Origin of the sequence: Pseudomonas syringae (assembly GCF_002157375.1) — a bacterium.
Classification (GTDB): domain Bacteria; phylum Pseudomonadota; class Gammaproteobacteria; order Pseudomonadales; family Pseudomonadaceae; genus Aquipseudomonas; species Aquipseudomonas syringae_T.
Window position 1 is genome coordinate 185,146 of sequence record NZ_MTSA01000007.1, and the last position, 20,663, is coordinate 205,808.

General features: G+C 58.2%; 18 protein-coding genes and 1 pseudogene. 8 read left to right on the plus strand and 11 right to left on the minus strand.

What is annotated here, in order from left to right:
- Nucleotides 1-187 precede the first annotated feature (187 nt).
- Genes BW686_RS11000 through BW686_RS11010 form a run of 3 tightly spaced genes read left to right on the plus strand, consistent with a single transcriptional unit; the run spans nucleotide 188 to nucleotide 1,914 of the window.
- Nucleotides 188-682 (plus strand): Hcp family type VI secretion system effector, encoded by a 495-nt coding sequence (locus BW686_RS11000; RefSeq protein ID WP_084916505.1) that lies wholly within the window; start codon nucleotides 188-190, stop codon nucleotides 680-682.
- A gap of 11 nt (nucleotides 683-693) precedes the next feature.
- A complete protein-coding gene (locus BW686_RS11005) occupies nucleotides 694-1,536 on the plus strand; it encodes an RNase A-like domain-containing protein (protein WP_084916508.1) in 843 nt (280 codons plus the stop codon).
- Between the two features lie 12 nt (nucleotides 1,537-1,548).
- A complete protein-coding gene (locus tag BW686_RS11010) occupies nucleotides 1,549-1,914 on the plus strand; it encodes a hypothetical protein (RefSeq protein WP_084916511.1) in 366 nt (121 codons plus the stop codon).
- Between the two features lie 107 nt (nucleotides 1,915-2,021).
- Here the strand turns inward: BW686_RS11010 and BW686_RS11015 are convergent, their stop codons facing one another.
- Nucleotides 2,022-2,354 carry a DUF3509 domain-containing protein gene (locus tag BW686_RS11015; RefSeq protein ID WP_084916514.1) on the minus strand — a complete coding sequence of 111 codons (333 nt, stop codon included), beginning with the start codon at nucleotides 2,352-2,354 and terminating at the stop codon, nucleotides 2,022-2,024.
- A 162-nt stretch (nucleotides 2,355-2,516) separates the two neighbouring features.
- Between BW686_RS11015 and BW686_RS11020 the strand changes: the two genes are divergently transcribed.
- Together BW686_RS11020 and BW686_RS11025 are read left to right on the plus strand one after the other, a co-directional pair.
- Nucleotides 2,517-3,059, plus strand: coding sequence for a sigma-70 family RNA polymerase sigma factor (locus BW686_RS11020; RefSeq protein WP_084916517.1), 543 nt, complete (start codon nucleotides 2,517-2,519; stop codon nucleotides 3,057-3,059).
- Nucleotides 3,056-4,018, plus strand: coding sequence for a FecR family protein (locus tag BW686_RS11025; protein ID WP_084916520.1), 963 nt, complete (start codon nucleotides 3,056-3,058; stop codon nucleotides 4,016-4,018). The genes BW686_RS11020 and BW686_RS11025 overlap by 4 nt, the downstream gene beginning before the upstream one ends.
- A 72-nt stretch (nucleotides 4,019-4,090) precedes the next feature.
- Here the strand turns inward: BW686_RS11025 and BW686_RS11030 are convergent, their stop codons facing one another.
- On the minus strand, nucleotides 4,091-4,519 hold the full coding sequence (locus tag BW686_RS11030; RefSeq protein ID WP_084916524.1) for an HPF/RaiA family ribosome-associated protein: 429 nt from the start codon (nucleotides 4,517-4,519) through the stop codon (nucleotides 4,091-4,093).
- A gap of 245 nt (nucleotides 4,520-4,764) precedes the next feature.
- On the opposite strand from BW686_RS11030, the pseudogene BW686_RS11035 reads away from it, so the two are divergent.
- Nucleotides 4,765-7,267, plus strand: a pseudogene (locus BW686_RS11035) (TonB-dependent siderophore receptor).
- Between the two features lie 123 nt (nucleotides 7,268-7,390).
- Here BW686_RS11035 and fecA read toward each other — a convergent pair.
- The 4 genes from fecA to BW686_RS11055 form a co-directional block, all read right to left on the minus strand.
- Nucleotides 7,391-9,739, minus strand: coding sequence for a TonB-dependent Fe(3+) dicitrate receptor FecA (fecA, locus tag BW686_RS11040; RefSeq protein WP_084916527.1), 2,349 nt, complete (start codon nucleotides 9,737-9,739; stop codon nucleotides 7,391-7,393).
- A 185-nt stretch (nucleotides 9,740-9,924) separates the two neighbouring features.
- Complete coding sequence (locus BW686_RS11045) at nucleotides 9,925-10,902, minus strand: FecR domain-containing protein (RefSeq protein ID WP_084916530.1); 978 nt, start codon at nucleotides 10,900-10,902, stop codon at nucleotides 9,925-9,927.
- A complete protein-coding gene (locus tag BW686_RS11050; RefSeq protein ID WP_084916756.1) occupies nucleotides 10,899-11,402 on the minus strand; it encodes a sigma-70 family RNA polymerase sigma factor in 504 nt (167 codons plus the stop codon). Before BW686_RS11050 ends, BW686_RS11045 begins: the two co-directional genes overlap by 4 nt.
- A gap of 101 nt (nucleotides 11,403-11,503) precedes the next feature.
- On the minus strand, nucleotides 11,504-12,388 hold the full coding sequence (locus tag BW686_RS11055; protein ID WP_084916533.1) for a helix-turn-helix domain-containing protein: 885 nt from the start codon (nucleotides 12,386-12,388) through the stop codon (nucleotides 11,504-11,506).
- 135 nt (nucleotides 12,389-12,523) lie between these two features.
- Between BW686_RS11055 and BW686_RS11060 the strand changes: the two genes are divergently transcribed.
- Entirely contained in the window at nucleotides 12,524-13,426 is a 903-nt protein-coding gene (locus BW686_RS11060) for a DMT family transporter (RefSeq protein WP_084916536.1), read from the plus strand.
- A gap of 47 nt (nucleotides 13,427-13,473) precedes the next feature.
- Here BW686_RS11060 and BW686_RS11065 read toward each other — a convergent pair whose 3' ends face one another.
- The 5 genes from BW686_RS11065 to BW686_RS11085 all read right to left on the minus strand — a co-directional run bounded on the left by BW686_RS11065 (nucleotide 13,474) and on the right by BW686_RS11085 (nucleotide 17,550).
- Nucleotides 13,474-14,448 (minus strand): 2-hydroxyacid dehydrogenase, encoded by a 975-nt coding sequence (locus BW686_RS11065; RefSeq protein WP_084916540.1) that lies wholly within the window; start codon nucleotides 14,446-14,448, stop codon nucleotides 13,474-13,476.
- Nucleotides 14,449-14,535: 87 nt separating this feature from the next.
- Nucleotides 14,536-15,483 carry a LysR family transcriptional regulator gene (locus tag BW686_RS11070; protein ID WP_084916543.1) on the minus strand — a complete coding sequence of 316 codons (948 nt, stop codon included), beginning with the start codon at nucleotides 15,481-15,483 and terminating at the stop codon, nucleotides 14,536-14,538.
- Nucleotides 15,484-15,653: 170 nt separating this feature from the next.
- Nucleotides 15,654-16,472: an SDR family oxidoreductase gene (locus tag BW686_RS11075; RefSeq protein WP_084916545.1), complete on the minus strand. Its 819-nt coding sequence runs from the start codon at nucleotides 16,470-16,472 to the stop codon at nucleotides 15,654-15,656.
- Nucleotides 16,473-16,490: 18 nt separating this feature from the next.
- Entirely contained in the window at nucleotides 16,491-16,955 is a 465-nt protein-coding gene (locus tag BW686_RS11080; RefSeq protein WP_084916548.1) for a multidrug transporter, read from the minus strand.
- Nucleotides 16,956-17,145: 190 nt separating this feature from the next.
- Nucleotides 17,146-17,550: a hypothetical protein gene (locus BW686_RS11085; RefSeq protein WP_084916551.1), complete on the minus strand. Its 405-nt coding sequence runs from the start codon at nucleotides 17,548-17,550 to the stop codon at nucleotides 17,146-17,148.
- Between the two features lie 331 nt (nucleotides 17,551-17,881).
- Between BW686_RS11085 and BW686_RS11090 the strand changes: the two genes are divergently transcribed.
- Nucleotides 17,882-20,653, plus strand: coding sequence for an RHS repeat-associated core domain-containing protein (locus BW686_RS11090; protein WP_084916758.1), 2,772 nt, complete (start codon nucleotides 17,882-17,884; stop codon nucleotides 20,651-20,653).
- Nucleotides 20,654-20,663: the final 10 nt, after the last annotated feature.

A 20,663-nucleotide genomic window follows, 5' to 3' on the forward strand; every position in this document is an offset into this window, starting at 1 on the left:
AGTGTTCTAAGCATGACGGCTGCTTAGAGCGCAGGTGTCGGATATAGGACTTTTCTGACAGTCGTATCCCTATCACCCCGTATGACATTGCTGAAGATATCAGTCATGTCCCTGTGCCTGGGTATTCATCGTTAATGTCCTTCCCTTAGGCTTTCGGTCTTCATGATCTTGGGCGCAGGGAGCCAATATGTCATTTGACGCATTTATGCAAATAGACGGTGTAGAGGGCGAGTCGCTGGACGCTGACCATAAAGGTTGGGTTGAATTGTTGTCCTATCACTACGATGCCATTCAGTCGATCAGCACGTCTGCAAGTTCCAGCGGTGGCGCCTCTGCGGGTGGCGTCGCGCTGGGTGATTTCCAGATCAGTAAATATGTCGACCAAGCCACCCCGAAACTGTTCGAACTGTGCTGCCGTGGGGCGCACTTCAAGAACGTCACTGTGCGTATACACCGCGCCGGTACCGAAAAATTCAAGTACATGGACATCGTTCTTGAAGACGTGCTGATCTCGACGGTGAGCGGACAAGGCGCAGAGCGGGGTGGCTTTCCGGTAGAGATCATCACCCTTAATTATGGCCGTATAAAGTTCGAATACTCCCGGCAACGCCGGGCTGACGGTGGCAGCGCGGGCACCGTGTCGGGTGGCTGGGACCGTATTGCAAACAAGCCGTTTGCGTAAGGATGCGCGCAATGGATAACGATGGAGCGTTTCGCGTTACGCTGAGTTTCGCGCAGATGGCCGCTGTGTTGACCCAAGAGTCACTGTCGCCCGCAGAGATATTCTCGAATCGGGTCTTTGGCAGCGTTCGTCTGGTGGAAGGGATTGTCGAACTGGCGGGAGCGGGAGTGCTTTGTGCTGCCCCTGATCCGACAATGATAAGCAAGCTCGGATGCGTGGCGATGGGCTTTCATGCGTCCGATCAGCTTTCGGCGGGAATGACGCAACTGGTGACGGGCAAGGAAACAGATTCCTTTTCTTTCAAGGCCGGTGCTGTTGCCGCTGAAGCGCTGGGGGCATCAAGGGCGACAGGTCGAATGGTTGGATTGGCAACAGAGTTTGCGCTGCCTGTTTCAATCGCTTCGCTGCATAATGCGTTTAGGGTGTCTTCGGTAAGGGCGGGTCGGATATCAGTCATCACCAGTGAGAAGCCCCTTCACGCGCCCAGGAAAATGGGAGGTGGGCATACTGTATTCAAACACGTCGACAAAAGTATCGAGTTCCTGAAAACCAGGTTTGCTTCAAAAAATGTTCATGTCGCCTCTACTTTTTACGATCTTGACATCGCAGAGTGGGCGGTCAGTCAGGCACTTCAAAGAAATCGACTTAACATATTGATGCGGTCCAAGATGACGGTTTTTTATCCGGATAAGCGGTATGAGTTTTCGACCGTCTTAGAAAAATCAGTGGGGTGGGGGATAGTCAGGCGTTCCCCTGATACCGTAGTGCATATGTCGAAGGTCACCGTGGTTGTTAAGTTTGTTGAGTATAATCATATGCCTTATTATATAGTAACTGCTTTTCCTTCCCTGTAAGGGAGTGCTGTAATGGCTTACGGATCAATTACGGATTTCATGCATGATGTCGGCGATGGCGTTGGTGAGTTTTTGCGTGACGAAGAAAAACAAGATTTCACCCCTTTGAGGCTGGATGAGATTGTTAAAAACTATATTGATGAGCGCGGTTTTTTAAGTATTTTTATTTTAAGTCGTCAGGTAAACGCCTACATAAAAAAGAATGTGACCGCTCAGGGGCTTGCCTATGTTGACCCGCCCTTCGGCCAGGAAACCTCTTTTCCTGAAGATTATTTCGAGGGCGACTTATACGTGTTTTTAACAAACGTATTGACGCTGCTTGATCTCGAGACAAAACGCCGAGTGCGTGAGTTTTTCAGATTGAATCGAACCGTTTAGCGTCGATCTGGTTTCAGACGCGGGGCGCGATGCCGTTGATCTGGCGTATTCAAGCTATGGATCCAGCCCCTTTGAAGGCGCTGGATTCGGGAGAATACGCGTCAGTGTCAAACCCCGGCATTCACCGTCGCCTGATCCCGCAGCCAAGGACCATTGGCAGGTCCAGGCGCTTTTTGCAGCGTGACACCATCGGTCATCGCCGCAAGAATCTTGATGGCGCTCTCGCCATGTTCTATCGCAATGCCGAATTGCACGCTTTCGATAAGCTTGCGCAGGCGTTGCGGGTCATTTCGCTGGGCGGCGCTGATCAGGCGCTTGGCAACGACTCCACTTTCATTGGAAAGGGTCAGCATGATGCTGCCGTCCAGCCCCTGAATGCTCAGATTCACCCGATAGTCGGGGTGGAATGTGTCCGTGATCATCTGAAAAGGATTGTCCATATCATTCACCTGCTCAATGGTTCTGCGTAAGTTGACCGGGTATTCGTCCTTTTGGTTCTCGATGACTGATCAGCGGTTGCGTTACTCCTGCGCTTGCTGCTGACAGGTTTTGATGTCATCTTTCGCTAATGATAATTTTTCGTGTTTGAGAAGCGTTGACGCATGCGAGACTTTTCCGCCGTTGATGACGATTTGCGTCGTCGCCAGCAAATGACCCGGCTCTACAGCGACCACCATGCGTGGTTGCACGGCTGGCTGCGGAAAAAACTGGGTTGTTCGCACCGTGCTGCAGACCTCGCGCATGATGCGTTCGTGCGGATTCTTACCCTGACCGAACCGCTCAACCTCAAGGAACCGCGCGCATTCCTGGCGACGACGGCGACACGGCTGCTGATAGATGGCGCGCGGCGACGCAAGGTCGAGCGTGCTTACCTTGACGCGTTGGCCCTGCATGCCGATGAAGCCGGTACGCCCAGCCCGGAAGCGATTCACGCTGCACTGCAGATACTGGAACGCATCGCCCGGTTGCTTGAAGGCCTGCCCGAGAAGCCGCGTCAGGCGTTCTTGCTCCATCGTCTTGATGGTCTGACGTACAGCGAAATCGCCACTCACTTGGGTGTGTCCTCCAGCATGGTGAAACAGTACATGGCGAGCGTCATGGTGCATTGCTACAAGACACTGCACGGTTCGGGCCATTTTGCATGAGCGACACGCGTGAGCCGTCCGGGCAGATGATCACTGAGGCCGCTTCCTGGCTGGCCCTGATGCACGATGAGCCGGTCAGTGCGGCTGACAGAAATGCCTTCGAAGCCTGGCGTCAGGCTGACCCCGGACACGAGTTGGCCTTGTCGCGGATGCAGTCGTTGTGGGGCAGTTTTGATGAGCTGTCCGACACGCCGACGCGCGCTTCCCTTCGTCAGACTTTCGTGCCTGCGGGGTCAAAACCGGCCTCGCGCACTGTGCAGGCGCTGGCATTGATCGGCGTTCTTGCCTGCGGCTGGATGAGTGCCGAACGGATGCCGGTGTGGATGGCCGATCAACACACTGCGGTTGGCGAGCGGCGGCAATTCGCTCTCGCCGATGGCAGTCAGGTGCAGCTCAATAGCGGCTCGGCACTGGATGTTAAATTCGATGGACGGCAACGTGAGGTCGAGTTGCTGCAAGGCGAATTGTGGGTTGAGGTGGCCAAAGATGTGCAGCGACCGTTTGTGGTGCGTACCGATCAGGGCACGATCACCGCATTGGGCACACGTTTTCTGGTTCATCGGGGTGAGGGGGGCACCACCGTCAGCGTACTGGAGTCGGCCATTGCCGCGCAGGCCAACACTGCCGACGTGGTGAAGGTGGCGACCGGTCAGCAGGCGCTGCTCAAGGATGGGCGGGTGCAGACACCGCACCCGCTGGACAACGATGACCCTGCTGCCTGGACGCGTGGCGTGCTGAAGGTCGATGACCGGCCTCTGGTCGAGGTGCTGCGAACCCTTGCGACTTATCGCCACGGCGTGTTGCGCTTCGACCCGCAGGCGCTGTCAGGCATGCGGGTGTCTGGCGTGTTCCGTCTCGATGACACCGATGCGGCGCTGGCCACGCTGGCTGACAATCTGCCGATCAGAATCGAGCGTTTTACGGATTTGCTGGTGATCGTCAAACCGACGGATCGATGAACGGCACCGGTAACGAAAAAGGGCGAACCCTTGCAGGTTCGCCCTTTTTTTGCAAAACGTGTCAGCGATACATCAGCTCAGACGAGCGGCTTCTTTCTCCTGCTCTTTTTCCAGAAATTCTTCTTCGAGCAATGCGTCCGGGCTGACCGGATCGTCGTCCTGCTCGGCCAGCGCCGGCGCTGCACTGCGCTTGCCACGCAGCTTGCCGAACAGGTGCTCAAGGGCGTGATCAAGTTTCACGGCAGCGCCGTCCACAGCCTGATCGACCGTATCGGCCTTGTGGGAAACAGAAATGGGTTGATGCCCTTTTGGCCGGGCTTCCATCTGGCACTTGATGTCGTGCGGGCCGGGCTTGTCGCCGTTTTCATCGCGGATATGGACTTCAACGCGAGTCAGGTTTTCATCGTAGTGTTCGAGCGTGCTTTCAACGGTGGTACGAACCCACTCCTCCAGTCGGATACTGCTTTCGATGTGATTATCGCTATTGACCTGGATTTGCATAGTTAATCCTTATTAGGGCTTGCTCGTGTGAGGCTGGACAGTGCGATCCCGTGCGGAATCGATTTCGTTTGCGCTCAGTCACAGTGTTGGCGGCAATGGCCTGACAATTCAACCCCAATGTGTAAGAAATATTTCGCAGTAAAATTTCCGATCAAAAATTGAATGTAAATCCCTCTCATTCGCTGTCTGTTTTGCGAGCGTGTACGTCATGGCTATGGAAACCCAATCAATACCAAGGATCTGTCATGCCCCGTCCCGCCAGTTCGCTGCACCCCTTGGCACTTGCCGTTCTCATGGCATGTGCAGCGATGCCCTTGAGCGCCGCCGAATCTTCCGTGCCCGGCACGGAGGTAGGTGCCGCACGCAGTTTTTCGATACCGGCCGGGGATTTGAGCCAGGTGCTCAATACCTTTTCGGAGCAGGCGGGTCTGGCGCTGGCGTTCGATCCGGCACTCACTCGGGGCAAACGCAGCAACGGTCTGCAAGGGCAGTACAGCGCTGACGAGGCGATTGCCCGTTTGCTCGGAGGCAGCGGTCTGCGCGCAACCGCATTGTCGGCCAATCGTTATCGCATCGAAACGGCCCCCGAGGCCGTCGACGGCTCTCTGGAGTTGCAGGCCACCAACATCAGCGGCGCGTCGCACTTCGAAACCGCCACCGGGCCTGTCACAGGCTATGTGGCGACGCGCGGGTTGTCGGCGACCAAGACAGACACGGCGCTGATCGAAACGCCGCAATCGATTTCAGTGGTGACCAAGGACCAGATGAAAGCCCAGGGCGCGGAGAATCTCAGCCAGATGTTGCGTTACAGCGCTGCGGTGGTGCCCGAGACGCGGGGTTCCACCGCTTCGCGTCTGGACATGCTGAGCATTCGGGGCTTCTCGCCCGCGCTGTATCTGGACGGGCTGCGCATGCCGGACAACCGGGACGCCGCGCCGCAGAAAGATGCGTTCGATCTGGAGCGTGTCGAAGTGCTGCGCGGTCCTGCGTCGGTGCTGTACGGCCAGGCCAGCCCCAGTGGCGTGGTGAACATGGTCAGCAAGTTGCCGACCGAGACGCCGTTCCATGAGATCGGTCTGACGTACGGCACCTTCAACAAGAAGCGCACCACGTTCGATTTCGGTGGCCCTATCGATGATCAGGGTGTCTATTCCTATCGCCTGTCCGGGCTTTATGACGATGCCGACGGGCAGATCGAACACACCGAAACCCGTCGCCAGTCACTGGCTTCGGCGTTCACCTGGCGGCCCGATGAGGACACGTCGCTGACGTTGCTGGCCAATCTGCAGAGCGATCCCAAAGGGGCCTCCTACGGGTCGATGCCAGCTTATGGTTCGGTGGTGAGCAGCCCGACCGGGCGGCATATCGATTTCGATTTCTATGATGGCGAGAAGAATTTCGAAAAGAGCGACCGTGAATATCACGCCGTCGGCTATCTGTTCGAACACCGTCTGAACGACGTCTGGACCTTCCGCCAGAACGCTCGCTACCTGCGCAGCGAAGGGCTTTACCGAAGCATCTACAACGGTTGGGGCACCTTGCAGCCTGACTATCGCACCTCTGAACGCGCCACCATCGCCACTGACGTGAACCTGGATTCGTACACGTTCGATAATCAGATGCAGGCCAGTTTCGACACCGGCCCGTTGCAGCACACCTTGTTGCTGGGCGCGGATTACCAGAACACCAGCACCGGCACCAAAGCCGGCTATGGCCTGGGCCCGACACTGGATATCTTCGACCCGGTGTATGGATCGCCCGTTGACGTTCCCGCCTATACCGAGTCCAGCACCCAGCGTGATCAGCAAAAGGGTTTGTACCTCCAGGAGCAGTTGAAGTGGGACAAGTGGGTGCTGTTGATGGGCGGTCGCTACGATTGGGCCGAGAGCAGCAACAGCTCCACTGACCTGACGTCCGGGGGCCAAAACCCGCTCCTCTGCCGACAGCGAAGCGTTTACCGGGCGTCTTGGGTTGGTTTACCTGTTCGATAACGGGCTGGCACCGTACATCAGCTATTCCGAATCCTTCGAGCCACAAAGCGGCACGGGGCTGGGCGGCGCGCTGTTTGATCCCACCGAAGGCACGCAATACGAGCTGGGTATCAAATATCAGCCGCCCGGCAGCAACAGCTTCATCACGGCCGCGATTTTTGACCTGCGTCGATCCAACGTGTTGACTCAAGACCCGAACGGCAACCTGTGCAACGGCTCGGTGTGCCAGGTGCAGACCGGCGAGGTGCAGTCGCGTGGTTTCGAACTGGAAGGCAAGGCCAGCCTGAACGACAACCTGGACATCACCGCGGCGTACGCCTATCTGGACAACCGGGTGACCCAGTCCAACAGCGTGGTCAATGTGACATCCGGCATCATCAATGACGCGCCAGGTCCTGAAGTCGCGGTAAAGGGCACCACAGCCCCGGCCATTCCGCGGCACACGGCGTCGGCGTGGGTCGATTACACGTTTCATGACGGGCAACTGAAAGGTGCTGGCGTGGGGGGCGGTGCGCGTTATGTGGGGGCAAGTTGGGGCGATGAAGCCAACACCCTGAAAGTGCCGGGTTACACCCTTTTCGATGCCGCCGTGCATTACGACATTCCGAACATCAGCAACACGACGGACAACCTGCGCCTGGCGCTGAACGTCACCAACCTGACCAACAAGGAATACGTTGCGTCGTGCTACACCTACTCATGGTGCTGGTACGGCTCGCAACGCACCGTGCAGGCCAGTGCTACGTATCGGTGGTGACAGGCTGAGAAGCCTGAGCTTCAGCCATGCCTGACTTCACGCATGGCTGTAGACAGGTGACGCGGAGCGTCCCGAGCGGCCTACCGACGCGTAGCATCGACACTCTGAGTGTTTCTCCGAAAACTAGAAAGCAACCGACGTCTGCACATACACCGTGCGCGGTTCGCCGACGTATTTGCCGCGGTTGTTGTCGTCGAACGAGCGGGTGTAGTACTGGCGGTTAAAGATGTTCTTCATCCCCACGGCAACGTTGAGGTCCGACAATTGCGGGCCGAAATCGTAGTTGGCGCGGGTGCTAAACAGCATGTAGCCAGGGATCTTGCCGGTGCTGCCGTCTGCGCTTTCCGCTGCCGTGTTGGCGTTGTCGGCAAACTGGTCGCTCTGGAATGAACTGTCGACATTCAGTTTCCACGGCCCTTCGGTGTAGCTGACGCCCATCGTCCCTTTATGCTTTGACGAGAACGGCACACGGTTGCCTTTGTTCGGGCCGTCTTCGCGGATCTTGGCGTCAACGAACGCGTAGCTTGCGTACACGTCGTAACCCGCCAGCGCCGGGTTCAAGCCTTCCAGTGCGTAATTGACGCTGGTTTCGATCCCTTGATGGCGTGTTTCGCCGCGTGCGATGACCGTGTCATTGGTCTGGTTGCTGTCGTACTGGTTATCGAAGTTGATCAGAAACGCCCCGATCTCGGCCCGCAGGTTGCCGTTGTCGTAACGAGTGCCCAGTTCCCAGGTGCGTGCCTTTTCCGGTTTGACTTCATCCCCGGTCACGCGGTTGGGCATCTGGCTGTATTGCACGCTGCCGAACGAACCCTCGGTGTTGGCGTACAGGTTCCAGGTGTCGGTCAGGTGATAAAGCACATTCAGTGCCGGCAGCGCGGTGCTGTAGTCGCCCTGATACCGGGCATTGGTCAGGTTGTTGTTCTGCGCGGTGTCGATCATTTCGTAGCGAACGCCGGGCGTGATGGTCCACTTGCCGATGTCGATACGATCATCGATATAGAACGCATGTGCTTCGGTGGCGCCACGCGTGTCGCGGTCGTTGCGGCTGGCCGTGGTTGGCAGGTTGCCTGTTACCGGCTCGCGATAGCGCAATTCATGCCCGGCCTCGTTGACGTAACGGTAGCCGACGCCCACTTCATGCCAGGCTTCGCCCAGCGCAACGCCCTGCGAGAAACGCGTTTCCAGGCCCCGCACCCAGTATTCACGAGGTGACAGAGAAACAAAGCTGCCTTGGTCGAGATAGCCGCTGCGCAAGGTTTTGGTGAAGAACGTGTTGGCGGTGAACACGCGCGCATCCTGTTCATAGCGGTAGCCGAAGTTGAACATCGTGCGTCGGCCCCAGAATTTGTCTTTCAGGCGCGTCGATTGATACGGATCGGCATCGTAGTCTGCAACACTCAGGCCGCCGGGCATCTGCGCTTCGCCGTCGTAATACTGCGCCATCGCGTTGAGGCTGTTGGCCTCGTCGATCTGGTATTTGCCTTTGAGAATCAGGTCGTCGATTTCAGTGTCGCTGTGTTCACGCCAATCGCCGCCGCGCACACCCGAATACAGAATCGCGCCGCCCAGGCCGTTGTCTGCGGTGCCGCCCGCCAGCAGATTGCCCGTGGTCTTGAAGCCGTCATGGCTGGACGACGGGCTGGTTTCGGTCTGGATACCGCCTTTGAGCGTTGGCGCATCGGGGATCGCGCGGGTCACGAAGTTGACAATGCCACCCACGTTCTGCGGACCGTAGCGCACTGCGCCGCCGCCACGTACTACGTCTACGGCGTCCATGTTGCCCATGCTGATCGGCGCAAAAGACAATTGCGGCTGACCGTAAGGCGCGAACGGCACCGGAATGCCGTCCATCAGCACCGTGGAGCGCGACGCCAGGCGCGGGTTGAGGCCGCGAATGCCGAAGTTCAGCGCCATGTCGTGGCTGCCGGTGCCGTTATTGTCCGGGGCATTGACGCCGGGGATGCGATTGAGCACCTCGCGTGCCGAGGTTGCGCCGACGCGCTCGAATTCCTCGCGGCGGATCACGTCACGGGCACCGGGGTGTTCGAAAACGTTGGTCTGCTGCGCTTCACCCAGCCAGTCGCCGACCACCGTAGAGACACCCAGCTCGATCGGCGCCCCAGCCACACTGGCCGATTGCAGGGTAAATCCGTTGGCGCCGTTCGCCACAGCCTGCAAACCCGTGCCTTCGAGCAGGGCGTTGAGGCCTTGTTCGGGTGTGTATTGACCTTCCAGCCCTCGGCTTTTCAAGCCGCTGGTGATCTGTGACCCGTAGGAAATCAGCACGCCCGACTCCCGCCCGAACTGATTCAGCGCCGCTTCAAGCTCGCTCGGTGCGATGTGATACACCTTGGGCGCCACATCAGCGGCGTACGCCATCGACAGGCTGCCGACCGAGAGGCTGGCGCCAAAAATGACGTGGCGCAATGTGCGTACCAGCGGTGAAAGTTGGGTAAGGCGGGCTGACATGCAGGAGTCCTTTGACCGGAAGGTTGAGAGATGCTTTCCCTGTCTGTCACGCGAGCAGCAGAAAACGGCTCACGGTTTTTGAACATTTTGGCCGACCAGCGCACATCCAGCTCACTAACGTGCCGACGCTCTGCGTGGGAACGATAATCACGCTGACTGCGGTTTATTGGAACGAGCCCTCTCTATCAAACCCGCGCCTGCACGTTTACCCAATACCGGGTGAAACGCTGCACGCGCACGGGAAGGGCGAGTTCCAGCATGTCGAGGATGCGCTCGCTGTCCGCCAAGGGGTAACTGCCGGAAATCAGCAGGTTGGCCACGGTTGCGTCGCAGTTCAAGCGACCGCGTCGGTAACGGCCCAGCTCGGCCAGAAAGTCCGACAGCTTCATGCGCGACGCCACCAGCATGCCATCCGCCCATGCGCCAGTGCCGGCGTCTAGCGGACGCACGTTGCCCCAGGCATCGCCGCTGAACGAGAGTTGCTGGCCCGCCTGGAGCAGCAAGCCCGAACCGGCCCTGCCGGTCGGGGTTATCTCGACGGCACCGGCGAATACTGCCATGTGCGTCTGTCCGCTCAACTGGCGCAGGTTGACGCGGCTTGCGCGGTCTGAGGCCTTAACGGTGCCTTCGGCAGTCAACAGGCTCAATGGCCGCGCATCCGCCGACGCCGTGATGAGGATTTCGCCTTGCAGCAACCGGATCAGCCGCTGATGTGTGTCAAAGCGTACATCGACGGCGCTGGCCGTATTCAGTTGCACCTGACTGCCATCGCTCAACGCCACCTTGCGTTGTTCGCCCACGCCGCTGTTGTAGTCGGCCAGCAACGGTTGCAAGGCAATCTGTTCACGCAGGCTCCAGCCCGCTGCCGAGCCTGCGCCCAGCAACAACAACAGTTTCAAGGCATGCCGACGGCCGGCGGACTTCGGTGCGTTGAGGGCCGCGTGTGCGAGGGGAGAAGAAAGCCCGCTCAGGCGCTGATTGACCCGTTGCATGTGCGCCCAGGCCCGCTGATGCTCGGAATTGCCGTTAAGCCACAACTGCCAGGCGTGCTGTCGGCGGGCGTCGAGCGCGCCTTCCTGCATTTCCAGCAGCCAGTCCACCGCCTGTTGCGCCACGGCGGGCGAAATGTCGGATTTGTTCAGGGTGTCGCTGCCGGAATTCATAAGGCGAAGTAGCAGCGCAAGGCAGCCTTGTTGAGGTGACGCTTGACCGTTGCAATCGAAATATTCAGCTCGGCAGCGATCTGGCCGTGGCTCAGGCCATCGACCTGGGACATCAGAAACGCGCGCTTGACCACCACCGGCAGGCCATCCAGCAATTGGTCCAGTTCCACCAGGGTTTCAAGGATGATTGCCCGCTCTTCTTCTGAAGGTGCCACGCTTTCCGGCAGTTCCGACAACGCCTGATAATAAGCGCGTTCCAGGTCCTGACGACGGTAGTGATTGCTCAATACACGTTTGGCAATGGTGGTCAGAAAGGCGCGGGGTTCGATGATCTGCGCCGTATCGCGCGCGCCCAGCACCTTGACGAAGGTGTCCTGCGCCAGGTCTGCTGCGCTGTGAGGGCAGCCGAGTCTGCGCCGTAACCAGGTCGTCAGCCAGGCGTTGTGCGCCTGATAAAGACCTTCGACAGTATGATTGAGGGCGGAGTGGGCGATGGGCATCACGAAGAACAATCCACGGGGACTCATTGATGGCGTGGATTCTGGCAGAGTCTTTTGCGTATGAGAATATTTATCATTAATATTGCGCTTTAATTGCCCGTTCAGCGATGAACAGCCCCCAGTGCCTGCCGGTACTCGCCGGGTGTGGCGCCTACAGCCTGACGAAAACGGTTGCTGAAGTGGCTGGCGCTGGCGAAACCGCAGGCCAGCGCAATCTCGCCGAGGGGCTTGGCGGTCTGACGCAGCAAGTGGCGAGCCTGGCCGATCCGGCGGGCCAGCAGGTATTGATGCGGCGGCAAGCCGAAGCTTTCGCGAAACATGCGGGCAAAGTGGTATTCCGACAGCGCGCACATGGCCGCCAGTTGACCGAGGCTCAGCGGGTCAGCCAGATGCATTTCGATGAAATCGGTTAAATGACGCCGCACGTGCGGTGCCAGGCCGCCTTTCAACCGCAGGCCCTCACGCATTCCCGCCTGACGAAGCAGCGCGTGGCTGACCATTTCGTGAGCCAGACTGCTGGTCAGCAGGCGCTCGCCAGGCTCTGCCCAGTTCAGACGAATCAACTGCTGGAACCGCTGCGCCTGTACAGCATCGTCGAGAAACGTGTGCTCGCGCAGCTGCATTTCCCGAGGCTCGCGATCCAGCAACGTCACGCAGCCCAGTGCGAAGTGTTCCTGGCTGAAATACAAATGCGCCAGACGGATCTCACCATTCACCACCCAGGCCGACTCGTGGCCTGCGGGCAGCACACAAAGCTTGCCCGGCGAGCCTTTCTGATCAGGCTGGCCACGCCGGAACGTACCGGTGCCGTCGGCGACGTAACACGACAGCGTGTGATGAGTCGGCGCGTGATACTCCTGTGAGTCGTGCCGATTGTTCCACTGCGCGGCCATCAACCCGTCGCCCAGCGGCGCGCTTTGCTCAAGGCGGGCATGGGGGGAGCTGCTCAAGGCCTGGAAGACCTGAATGGAGTCGATGGCTGACATGGTGAATCCTCTAGGCTTCGTATCCTACCTGCAGCCCGCGCCGCTGCCATTACCTGTTCAATCAAAAGCGCAAGATTGTGCAAGCGGGCGCGCGGCAGGACGCAGCAGACTGATGGCTCATTGAGGAGCCGCACCATGAACCTTTCGCTTTATCTGCTGACCGTGCTGATCTGGGGCACCACCTGGATCGCCCTGAAACTCCAGCTCGGCGACGTCGCCATCCCGGTCTCCATCGTGTATCGCTTTGCATTGGCGGCACTGGTGCTGTTTGCATTCCTGCTGCTGACCAAGCGTCTGCAACCCGTCAACCGTCGCGGTCAGTTGATCTGTCTGGCGCAAGGCGTGTGCCTGTTCTGCGTCAATTTCATGTGCTTCTACACGGCCAGCCAATGGATACCCAGCGGCCTGATCGCCGTGGTGTTCTCGACCTCCACCTTATGGAATGCGTTGAATGCGCGGGTGTTCTTTCGCCAGAAGATCGCCGGCAACGTCATGGCCGGTGGCGCAATGGGCCTGCTGGGGCTGGCGTGCCTGTTCTGGCCTGAACTGTCCGGGCACAGCGCAAGCCGCGAAACCCTGATCGGCCTGGGGCTGGCGCTGCTCGGCACCCTGTGTTTTTCAGCGGGCAATATGCTCTCGAGCCTGCAACAGAAATCAGGGTTGCGGCCGCTGACCACCAACGCCTGGGGCATGTTCTACGGCGCAAGCATTCTCGCCCTTTACTGTCTGCTCAGCGGCACGCCGTTCACCTTCGAATGGAACAGCCGTTATATCGGTTCGCTGCTGTTTCTGGTCATCCCCGGCTCGGTGATCGCTTTCACCGCGTACCTGACCCTGGTCGGCCGCATGGGGCCGGAACGCGCGGCTTACTGCACTGTGTTGTTCCCGATTGTGGCGCTGAACATCTCGACATGGCTCGAGGGCTATCAGTGGACGGCAGCGGCGCTGGTGGGGCTCGTGCTGGTGATGGCGGGGAATGTGCTGGTGTTCAGGAAGGCCAGGCCGGTGGCCGTTGTTGCCGGCGCCAGGCTGGCCTGAGCCCGAAAGGATCGTTCCCCGGCCGGGGAACGATCACAAAAATGCTTTCAGCCTTTCCACACTTGCGGGTTGACCAGGTCCTGCGGCCGCTCGCCCAGCAGCGCGCTGCGCAGGTTGCGGTAGGCGCGGTCGGCCATTGCCTCGCGGGTTTCAGTGGTGGCCGAGCCGACGTGGGGCAGGGTCACTGCATTCTTGAGCTGGAACAGCGGTGATTCGCTCAGCGGCTCTTTTTCGTAAACATCCAGACCTGCGCCGCGAATCGTGCCGTTTTGCAAGGCTTCGATCAGTGCGGGCTCGTCGACAATCGGGCCACGCGCGATGTTGATCAGGATGGCGCCGGGCTTCATCAGGCCCAGTTCGCGACGGCCTATCAGGTGTTTGGTCTTTTCGCTCAACGGCACGACCAGGCAGACGAAATCCGCTTCGGCCAGCAGTTGGTCCAGGCTGCGAAACTGCGCACCCAGTTCCTGTTCCAGTTCAGTCTTGCGGCTGTTACCGCTGTACAGGATCGGCATGTTGAAGCCCAGACGACCACGTCGCGCAATGGCCGCGCCGATATTGCCCATGCCGACGATGCCCAGCGTCTTGCCATACACGTCGGTGCCGAAATGCGGCGCTTCAATGCTGCGGGTCCATTGCCCCGCCTTGGTGTAGGCGTCCAGCTCGGCGACACGACGGGCGCTGCTCATGATCAGCGAAAAACCGAGGTCAGCGGTGGTTTCGGTCAATACGTCCGGGGTGTTGGTGAGCAGAATGCCGCGCTCGCTGAGGTAGCCGACATCGTAGTTGTCGTAACCCACCGAAATGCTGGAAACCACCTCCAGTTTTGCCGCGTTCTGCAGCTGTTCGCGGCCCAGTTTACGGCCCGCGCCGATCAGCCCGTGGGACTCTGGCAATGCCTCTTCGAACTGAGCGTTTATGTCGCCCTTTTTGGAGTTGGGCACGATCACATTGAAGTCTTGCGCGAGGCGCTCGGCCATTTCCGGGGAGACACGGCTGAAGGCGAGTACGGTTTTTTTCATTGGGCAGTCACTCTTGAGCGGTTGAATGAGTAGCACGCTAACATTCCTGCCCGCTCTTTGGCAGCCGCTTTTTTCGGTTGTACGATGTCAGGACGATGCCTTCAGTGCCTGCACATGCAGGTCGGCTTCGTCGGCCGCGAGAATTTCCGGCAGCGAGCCACGCAGGTATTCGACCCAGGTCCTGATCTTCGCATCCAGGTACTGGCGCGACGGGTAGATGGCGTAAAGGTTGAGTTCTTGCGAGCGGTAGTCAGACAGCACGCGCACCAGTGTGCCGTTGCGCAGGCCGTCGATGGCCGAGTAGATCGGCAGAATGCCGACTCCCATGCCGCTGGAAATAGCGGTTTTCATTGCATCGGCCGAGTTGACCAGCAAGGGCGAGCTGTTGATGGTGACCATCTCCTGGCCGTCAGGGCCGTCGAACAGCCATTTCTCCAGCGGGAACACCGGGCTGACCAGACGCAGGCACGCATGATTCAGCAGGTCTGCAGGCTTGTGCGCCATGCCGAATGTCTTGACGTACTCGGGGGACGCACAAACGATGCTGTAGGTGATCCCCAGGCGTTGCGACACAAAACCCGAGTCTGCCAGCTCGCTGGCCAGTACGATTGATACGTCATAGCCTTCTTCGAGCAAATCCGGCACCCGATGAGTCATGGTCAGGTCGAACGCGACGTCAGGATGGCTGCGGCGGTAGCGGGCAATGGCGTCGATCACATAATGCTGGCCGACGCCGGGCATCGAATGCACCTTGAGCTGGCCGGCGGGGCGGGCATGGGCGTCGCTGGCTTCGGCTTCGGCTTCTTCGACCGAGGCGAGAATCTGTTCGCAACGCAGCAAGTAGCGTTTGCCGGCCTCGGTGAGGGCGATGCGGCGGGTCGTGCGGTTGAGCAGGCGGGTCTGCAGGTGCGCTTCAAGGTTGGAGACTGCGCGCGAGACGTTGGCTGTTGTGGTGTCCAGCACTGCAGCGGCGGCTGTGAAGCTACCCGCCTGGGCCACGCAGCTAAAGGCACGCATGTTTTGCAGGGTGTCCATGAGTACTTCTCTAAGTGGGTACTTCTCTGAAGTGATAGCAAATTGTGACATGAAGTAACGCGCGCATGTCATCCTGCCAACGCATTATCACCGTTTCTGTAACAAAGCTTCAGGCGCCCGCGCTTGTTGCACACGCTCTCGCGTGGAAGTGCCTGTCATGATGGGCTGCATCACAGATCAGTGTTCAGTCCAAACCGCTTTCTCAAGCCTTTTTCCAACAGCCCCTTGGGCAACAACCACGCCATCAGCGGCAGCAGGCGCGAGCCGTTGCCTATGCGCAGCAAACGTGGCGGGTTGGCCTGTTGCACCGCCTTGAGCAGTTCGCGGGCCAGGACCGTGGCGGGTGTCGGGTTGTCCAGCGAAGCCTTGGCGCGGGCGCGGATACCCTCGCGGATCGGCCACCAGGGCGACTGTTCGCTGATCAACTGTTCGGCTTCGTGACTGGCATTTTTGGCGAAACTGGATGCAATTGCGCCGGGTTGTACTTCCATGACTTGAACACCAAACGGAGCCAGCTCAAGACGCAGGGCATCGCTGAGGGCATGGACTGCCGCTTTTGATGCGCAATAGGCGCCTGCGAACGGCGTGACCAGCACACCTGAAACGCTGCCGATATTCACCACCAGGCCTTTGTTGCGGCGCAGCGCCGGGAACAGCGCGCGGGTCACGCCAACCACTGAAAACACATTGGTTTCAAACTGCCGCTGCAGCGCATCGACGCCGCCGTCCAGCAGCGGCCCCATCGCGCCATAGCCCGCGTTATTGATCAGCACGTCCAGCCCGCCATGTTCCAGCCCGGCGTCGAGTTGCTCCAGCGCCGGCCCGTCATTGACGTCAAGCTGTATGGCAATGAACCCGGCAGCGCTCAGCGCCGCGACATCTTCTTCCTTGCGCGCGGTGGCCCAGACTTCATAGCCTGTGGCTTTGAAGGCATCAGCCAGGGCACGGCCTATTCCGCTGGAACAGCCTGTTATGAGCGCGATGGGCATAGGTAGGGTCCTTGTGGATCAGTCCGAAAAGCTGCCTTGCAAATGCTCTGCGCGAAATTCGAGGGTTTGCGGGCGATAGCCTTTGCGCAATACGGGCAGCGGCACACAGTCCTGCCATGTGTCTTTGGCCTGAAGCTCGCCAGGGCCACGGTAGCGGGCAGACAGGTAAGTGTTATCCGTCAGATTCGCTGTGTCACCGGGTGCGTAGGCAGCAACGCGCCAGTGCAATTCCTGCAAGGCGACTTGATTGGCGTTGGTGATTGTCACGCTCAGAGGACGATCGGCAGGGCAGCGTTGCGGATCGTAGCTGAGGCGGATATCCAGATGCTCCAGTTGACGCGTTTCCCGATGGTCTTGCCAGATCACTATCGCCGCCACGATCCCGAGGCCGGCAGCCGCTGCCAGCGAGACCGGCAAGGCCTTGGCCGGGTAGCGCAGTAACAGAATAAGCCAGGTCAGGATCAACAAAGTGCCGATAATCATGCGCGTCTCCAGCGGGGGCAGTGCTGGACATCCTACAGACATTGGTGAGGCGTTGACCAATGGGGAGGCATGGGCTGTACAGCAAGAAACAACGCTTGGAAAAGCACCATTGGAGCAGGTGAAGCGCTGCGCTGAAAGGATAAAAGCTCGGTGACATGCTTTCCGGCTGTCACCGAGCAATCAGATCCGATCAGGACGTGAATGTATAGACATCGGATTCCTGTACGCGCACCCATACGCCCGCTACGGTGTGTTGTATGAACGCGATAATAATCGCTTCGTGATACGGCTCGAAGGCTGGATCAAGCTGAGTGTTGTCAATCACATGTTTTGTGTCCTCGCCAGGCTTCAGAGTAATGAAGCCTGTTGATTGAGGATGAAAGGTTCCGTCTTTGTTTAAAAACGAGAGGGCTGCCATGCCAAAAGTGTCACCCTCAAGTTTTGGCAATACCACAGTGAAAGGCTTGCCCAAATCAATCACGCCGTTTTGTGCTTCGGCTATGTAAGGCTTTAACAGAGGAGAAATATTATCTTCGGTCGTGTGGATGCCTGCTTCTTTAAACAGTTTCAACAGATCGCCGTTGGTATGTTTCATGGTGTCGAGCTCCTTGGTGGATGACGCGGTTCAGTGGGTTGCATCACCTCGGCACTGATAGTAGGCGTACGTTATTCCGGTCTCTACTGACAAAAATAACAGTGTTTTTCACCTGTTCAGTGTGTGTGACACGAACCCGAAGGTCAGGCACCTGATTGTAATGTTCGTGAGCGATTTCCACGGAGCGGTTACTGTCAGATCTGCCAGTAGGCACTGCCTGCCTGCGTGGTTACATTAAACAATCGAAACTTGATTTTTCCCGCGCCGGCCATGTTGTTCAAGCCCTGTTAAACAGGCTCATCCGGTGTCGGGCTTTACGCAGGTCATCACGATGGTTGAGACGTTACTTGCCTTACACGCGCGTACTCCCTCTCTGCATGCGATGGACCCGCGTCAACGGCTCATCCACTCCATTGCTTTCTGTCGTCTGACACCCGACGACGAGCCGGAAGTGCGGATCAGTCACACGGTTTTTGATGTCGCAGGCCGACCGTCAATGAGTTGGGATGCCCGTCTGTGGGCCGACCGGGCACCCGCCAATGTGACGAATATTCATACCCTCAGCGGGCAGGTTGTTGCCTCCGAGAGTGTGGATGCCGGCTGGCGTGTGTCGTTGGCAGGTGACGCCGGGCAGGAGGTGAGCGCCTGGGATGGTCGGGGTGTTGCGCGACGCACTCGATACGACGCACAGCTCAGACCCACTCATGTTTTTGAGGACCAACACTGTGTCGAACGTCTGCTTTATGGCGGTGCTGAGTCGGCGTCTCGTAATCAGTGCGGTCAATTGATTCGTCATGACGATCCGGCAGGGACGCAGCTTGAGGATGAATACAGTCTTTCGGGGCATGTGCTCAGTCAAACGCGGCGCTTCCTGAAAAATCACGACAGGCCTAACTGGCCCGAGTCGTTGGCCGCACGTGATGCCTTGCTGGAAATCGGTGCCGGTGCAACCACTTGCTGGCACTGCAACCCGTTGAGCGAAACCCTCCGGCAAACTGATGCTCAGGGTAATGTCCAGTCTTTGGACTACACCCTTGCGGGTCAATTGAAAAGCAGCCGTTTGCGGCTGCACGGTCAGGCTGAAAAGGTCTTGGTCAGCCAGCTCCAGTACGACGCGCAGCAGCGGGTGGTGTCGGAGACGGCTGGTAATGGAGTGATCAGCACAGCGAGGTACGGCACTGAAGACGGTCGTCTGCTGGAACTGAAAGCCAGGCGTGGCAATGGCGAGGTTTTACAGGATTTGCTCTACGACTACGATCCGGTCGGCAATGTGATCCGTATCGAGGACCGTGCTCAGCCAACCGCCTACAACGGCATTCAGCGCATCGACCCTGTTTCGACGTATCGCTACGACACGCTTTATCAGCTGGTCGAAGCCTCGGGCAGGGAATCAGCGGTCGTTAATCAAGGCCCGGTGTCTGCCGGTTTTCAAAGGCTTGCCGACCCAGCGAAACTGTCCCGTTACACGCAGATCTACCGCTATGACGCGGGCGGTAATCTTCAGCAACTGACCCATCACGGCGCGCAGCCCCGCTCAAGCAAACGGGTCACCGCTCGCTACAGCAATCGCAGCCTGCCGGTGATCAATGACCGGATACCCGACGAAACAGAGATCGCCGCCGCATTTGACTCCAACGGTAATCTGCTTGCCTTGCAAGCCGGACAAGACGTGAACTGGGACCCACGCAACCAGTTGCAGAAAGTGCGCCCCGTGATTCGCGAAAACGCGATGGACGACAGCGAGTGCTATGTCTACGACGCCAGCGGCCAGCGCCTGCGCAAGGTGCGCATGACGCAGGCCAAAACCGTCGTCCACAGCGCTGAAGTGCGTTATCTGCCAGGCCTCGAAGTGCGCACTGACAGCGCGACGGGTGAAACCCTGCACGTCGTGGTTGCCCAAGGCGGACGCAATAACGTGCGCGTGCTGCACTGGCAGGCCGGCAAGCCTGACACGCTTGAAAATGACTCGATTCGCTACACGCTGAATGACCATCTGGGCTCCAGCGCCCTAGAGCTGGACGCGCAGGCACAACTCATCAGTCAGGAAAGTTACTACCCGTTCGGTGGTACGTCATGGTGGGCGGGCCGCAGTGCCATCGAAGCGAACTACAAGACCGTGCGCTACTCGGGCAAGGAGCGTGACGCGACGGGGCTTTATTACTACGGGCTACGGTATTACGCGCCGTGGTTGCAGCGGTGGATCAATCCGGACCCGGCGGGGGAAGGGTTGAACCTGTACGGAATGTTGAGCAATAACCCGCTCACGTTCATCGACGCTCAGGGGGGAGTCGCTGAAATTCCCGAGCATATTCACTACATCTGGTTGGGCAAGGCCGCGCCACTGATGAAACATTTGAGCGGGATTAGACGCAACGCTGTGGTGAATCCTGATTATCAATTGACGCTGCATTTACACCTGCGCTCGGGTAACGAATCACGCATTGCGTCAGCGTTGCACGAGGAAAAAAACGTCAAGATTTCGGATCTCAGAGAAGAAGCGTTTTTTAAGAGATTCAAAGAAACAGCGTCCTACAATATTTATACGGATTTATATGGGGATGACCCTCGACACTATGCGGCGGCCAGTGATGTGCTTCGATACAGCCTGATCAACTATTATGGTGGTATTTATTCGGACACCGATGACACGTTCATGCGCGGGTTCAGGAAGACTGATTTCAAAACCAAACCTAAAAGGGTTTTCACGCTGGATGCTATGGCTACACCTTGGAACAGCAGTGAAATCGTGATTCCCAATAGCACGTTTGCGTCGCATGCTAAAAATCCGGTGCTGAGCGCCTTGGAAAATGAGGTCGTCAGTCGGTACAGTGATTATCGTGAGACGGGGCTCGGTCATATTTTAAGCAGCACCGCTGATGTTGGCGACAGGATGAAAATTGTCTCGGACGTGACGGGCCCCAAGGTATTCACAGAGGTGTTGCTGAAAGAGGGACGTGGTTTGAGAAAGCTTTTTTCATTAATGGTCAACCACAACATCCATCATGAAAAATTAAGCAGTCCGAAAAGTTATCAGAAAGAAATTAAAAAAAGAATGCCCTTTTCATACATCGTAGAAATAGGAAACAGCCATTCCTGGCGATAGGCGTGCAGTC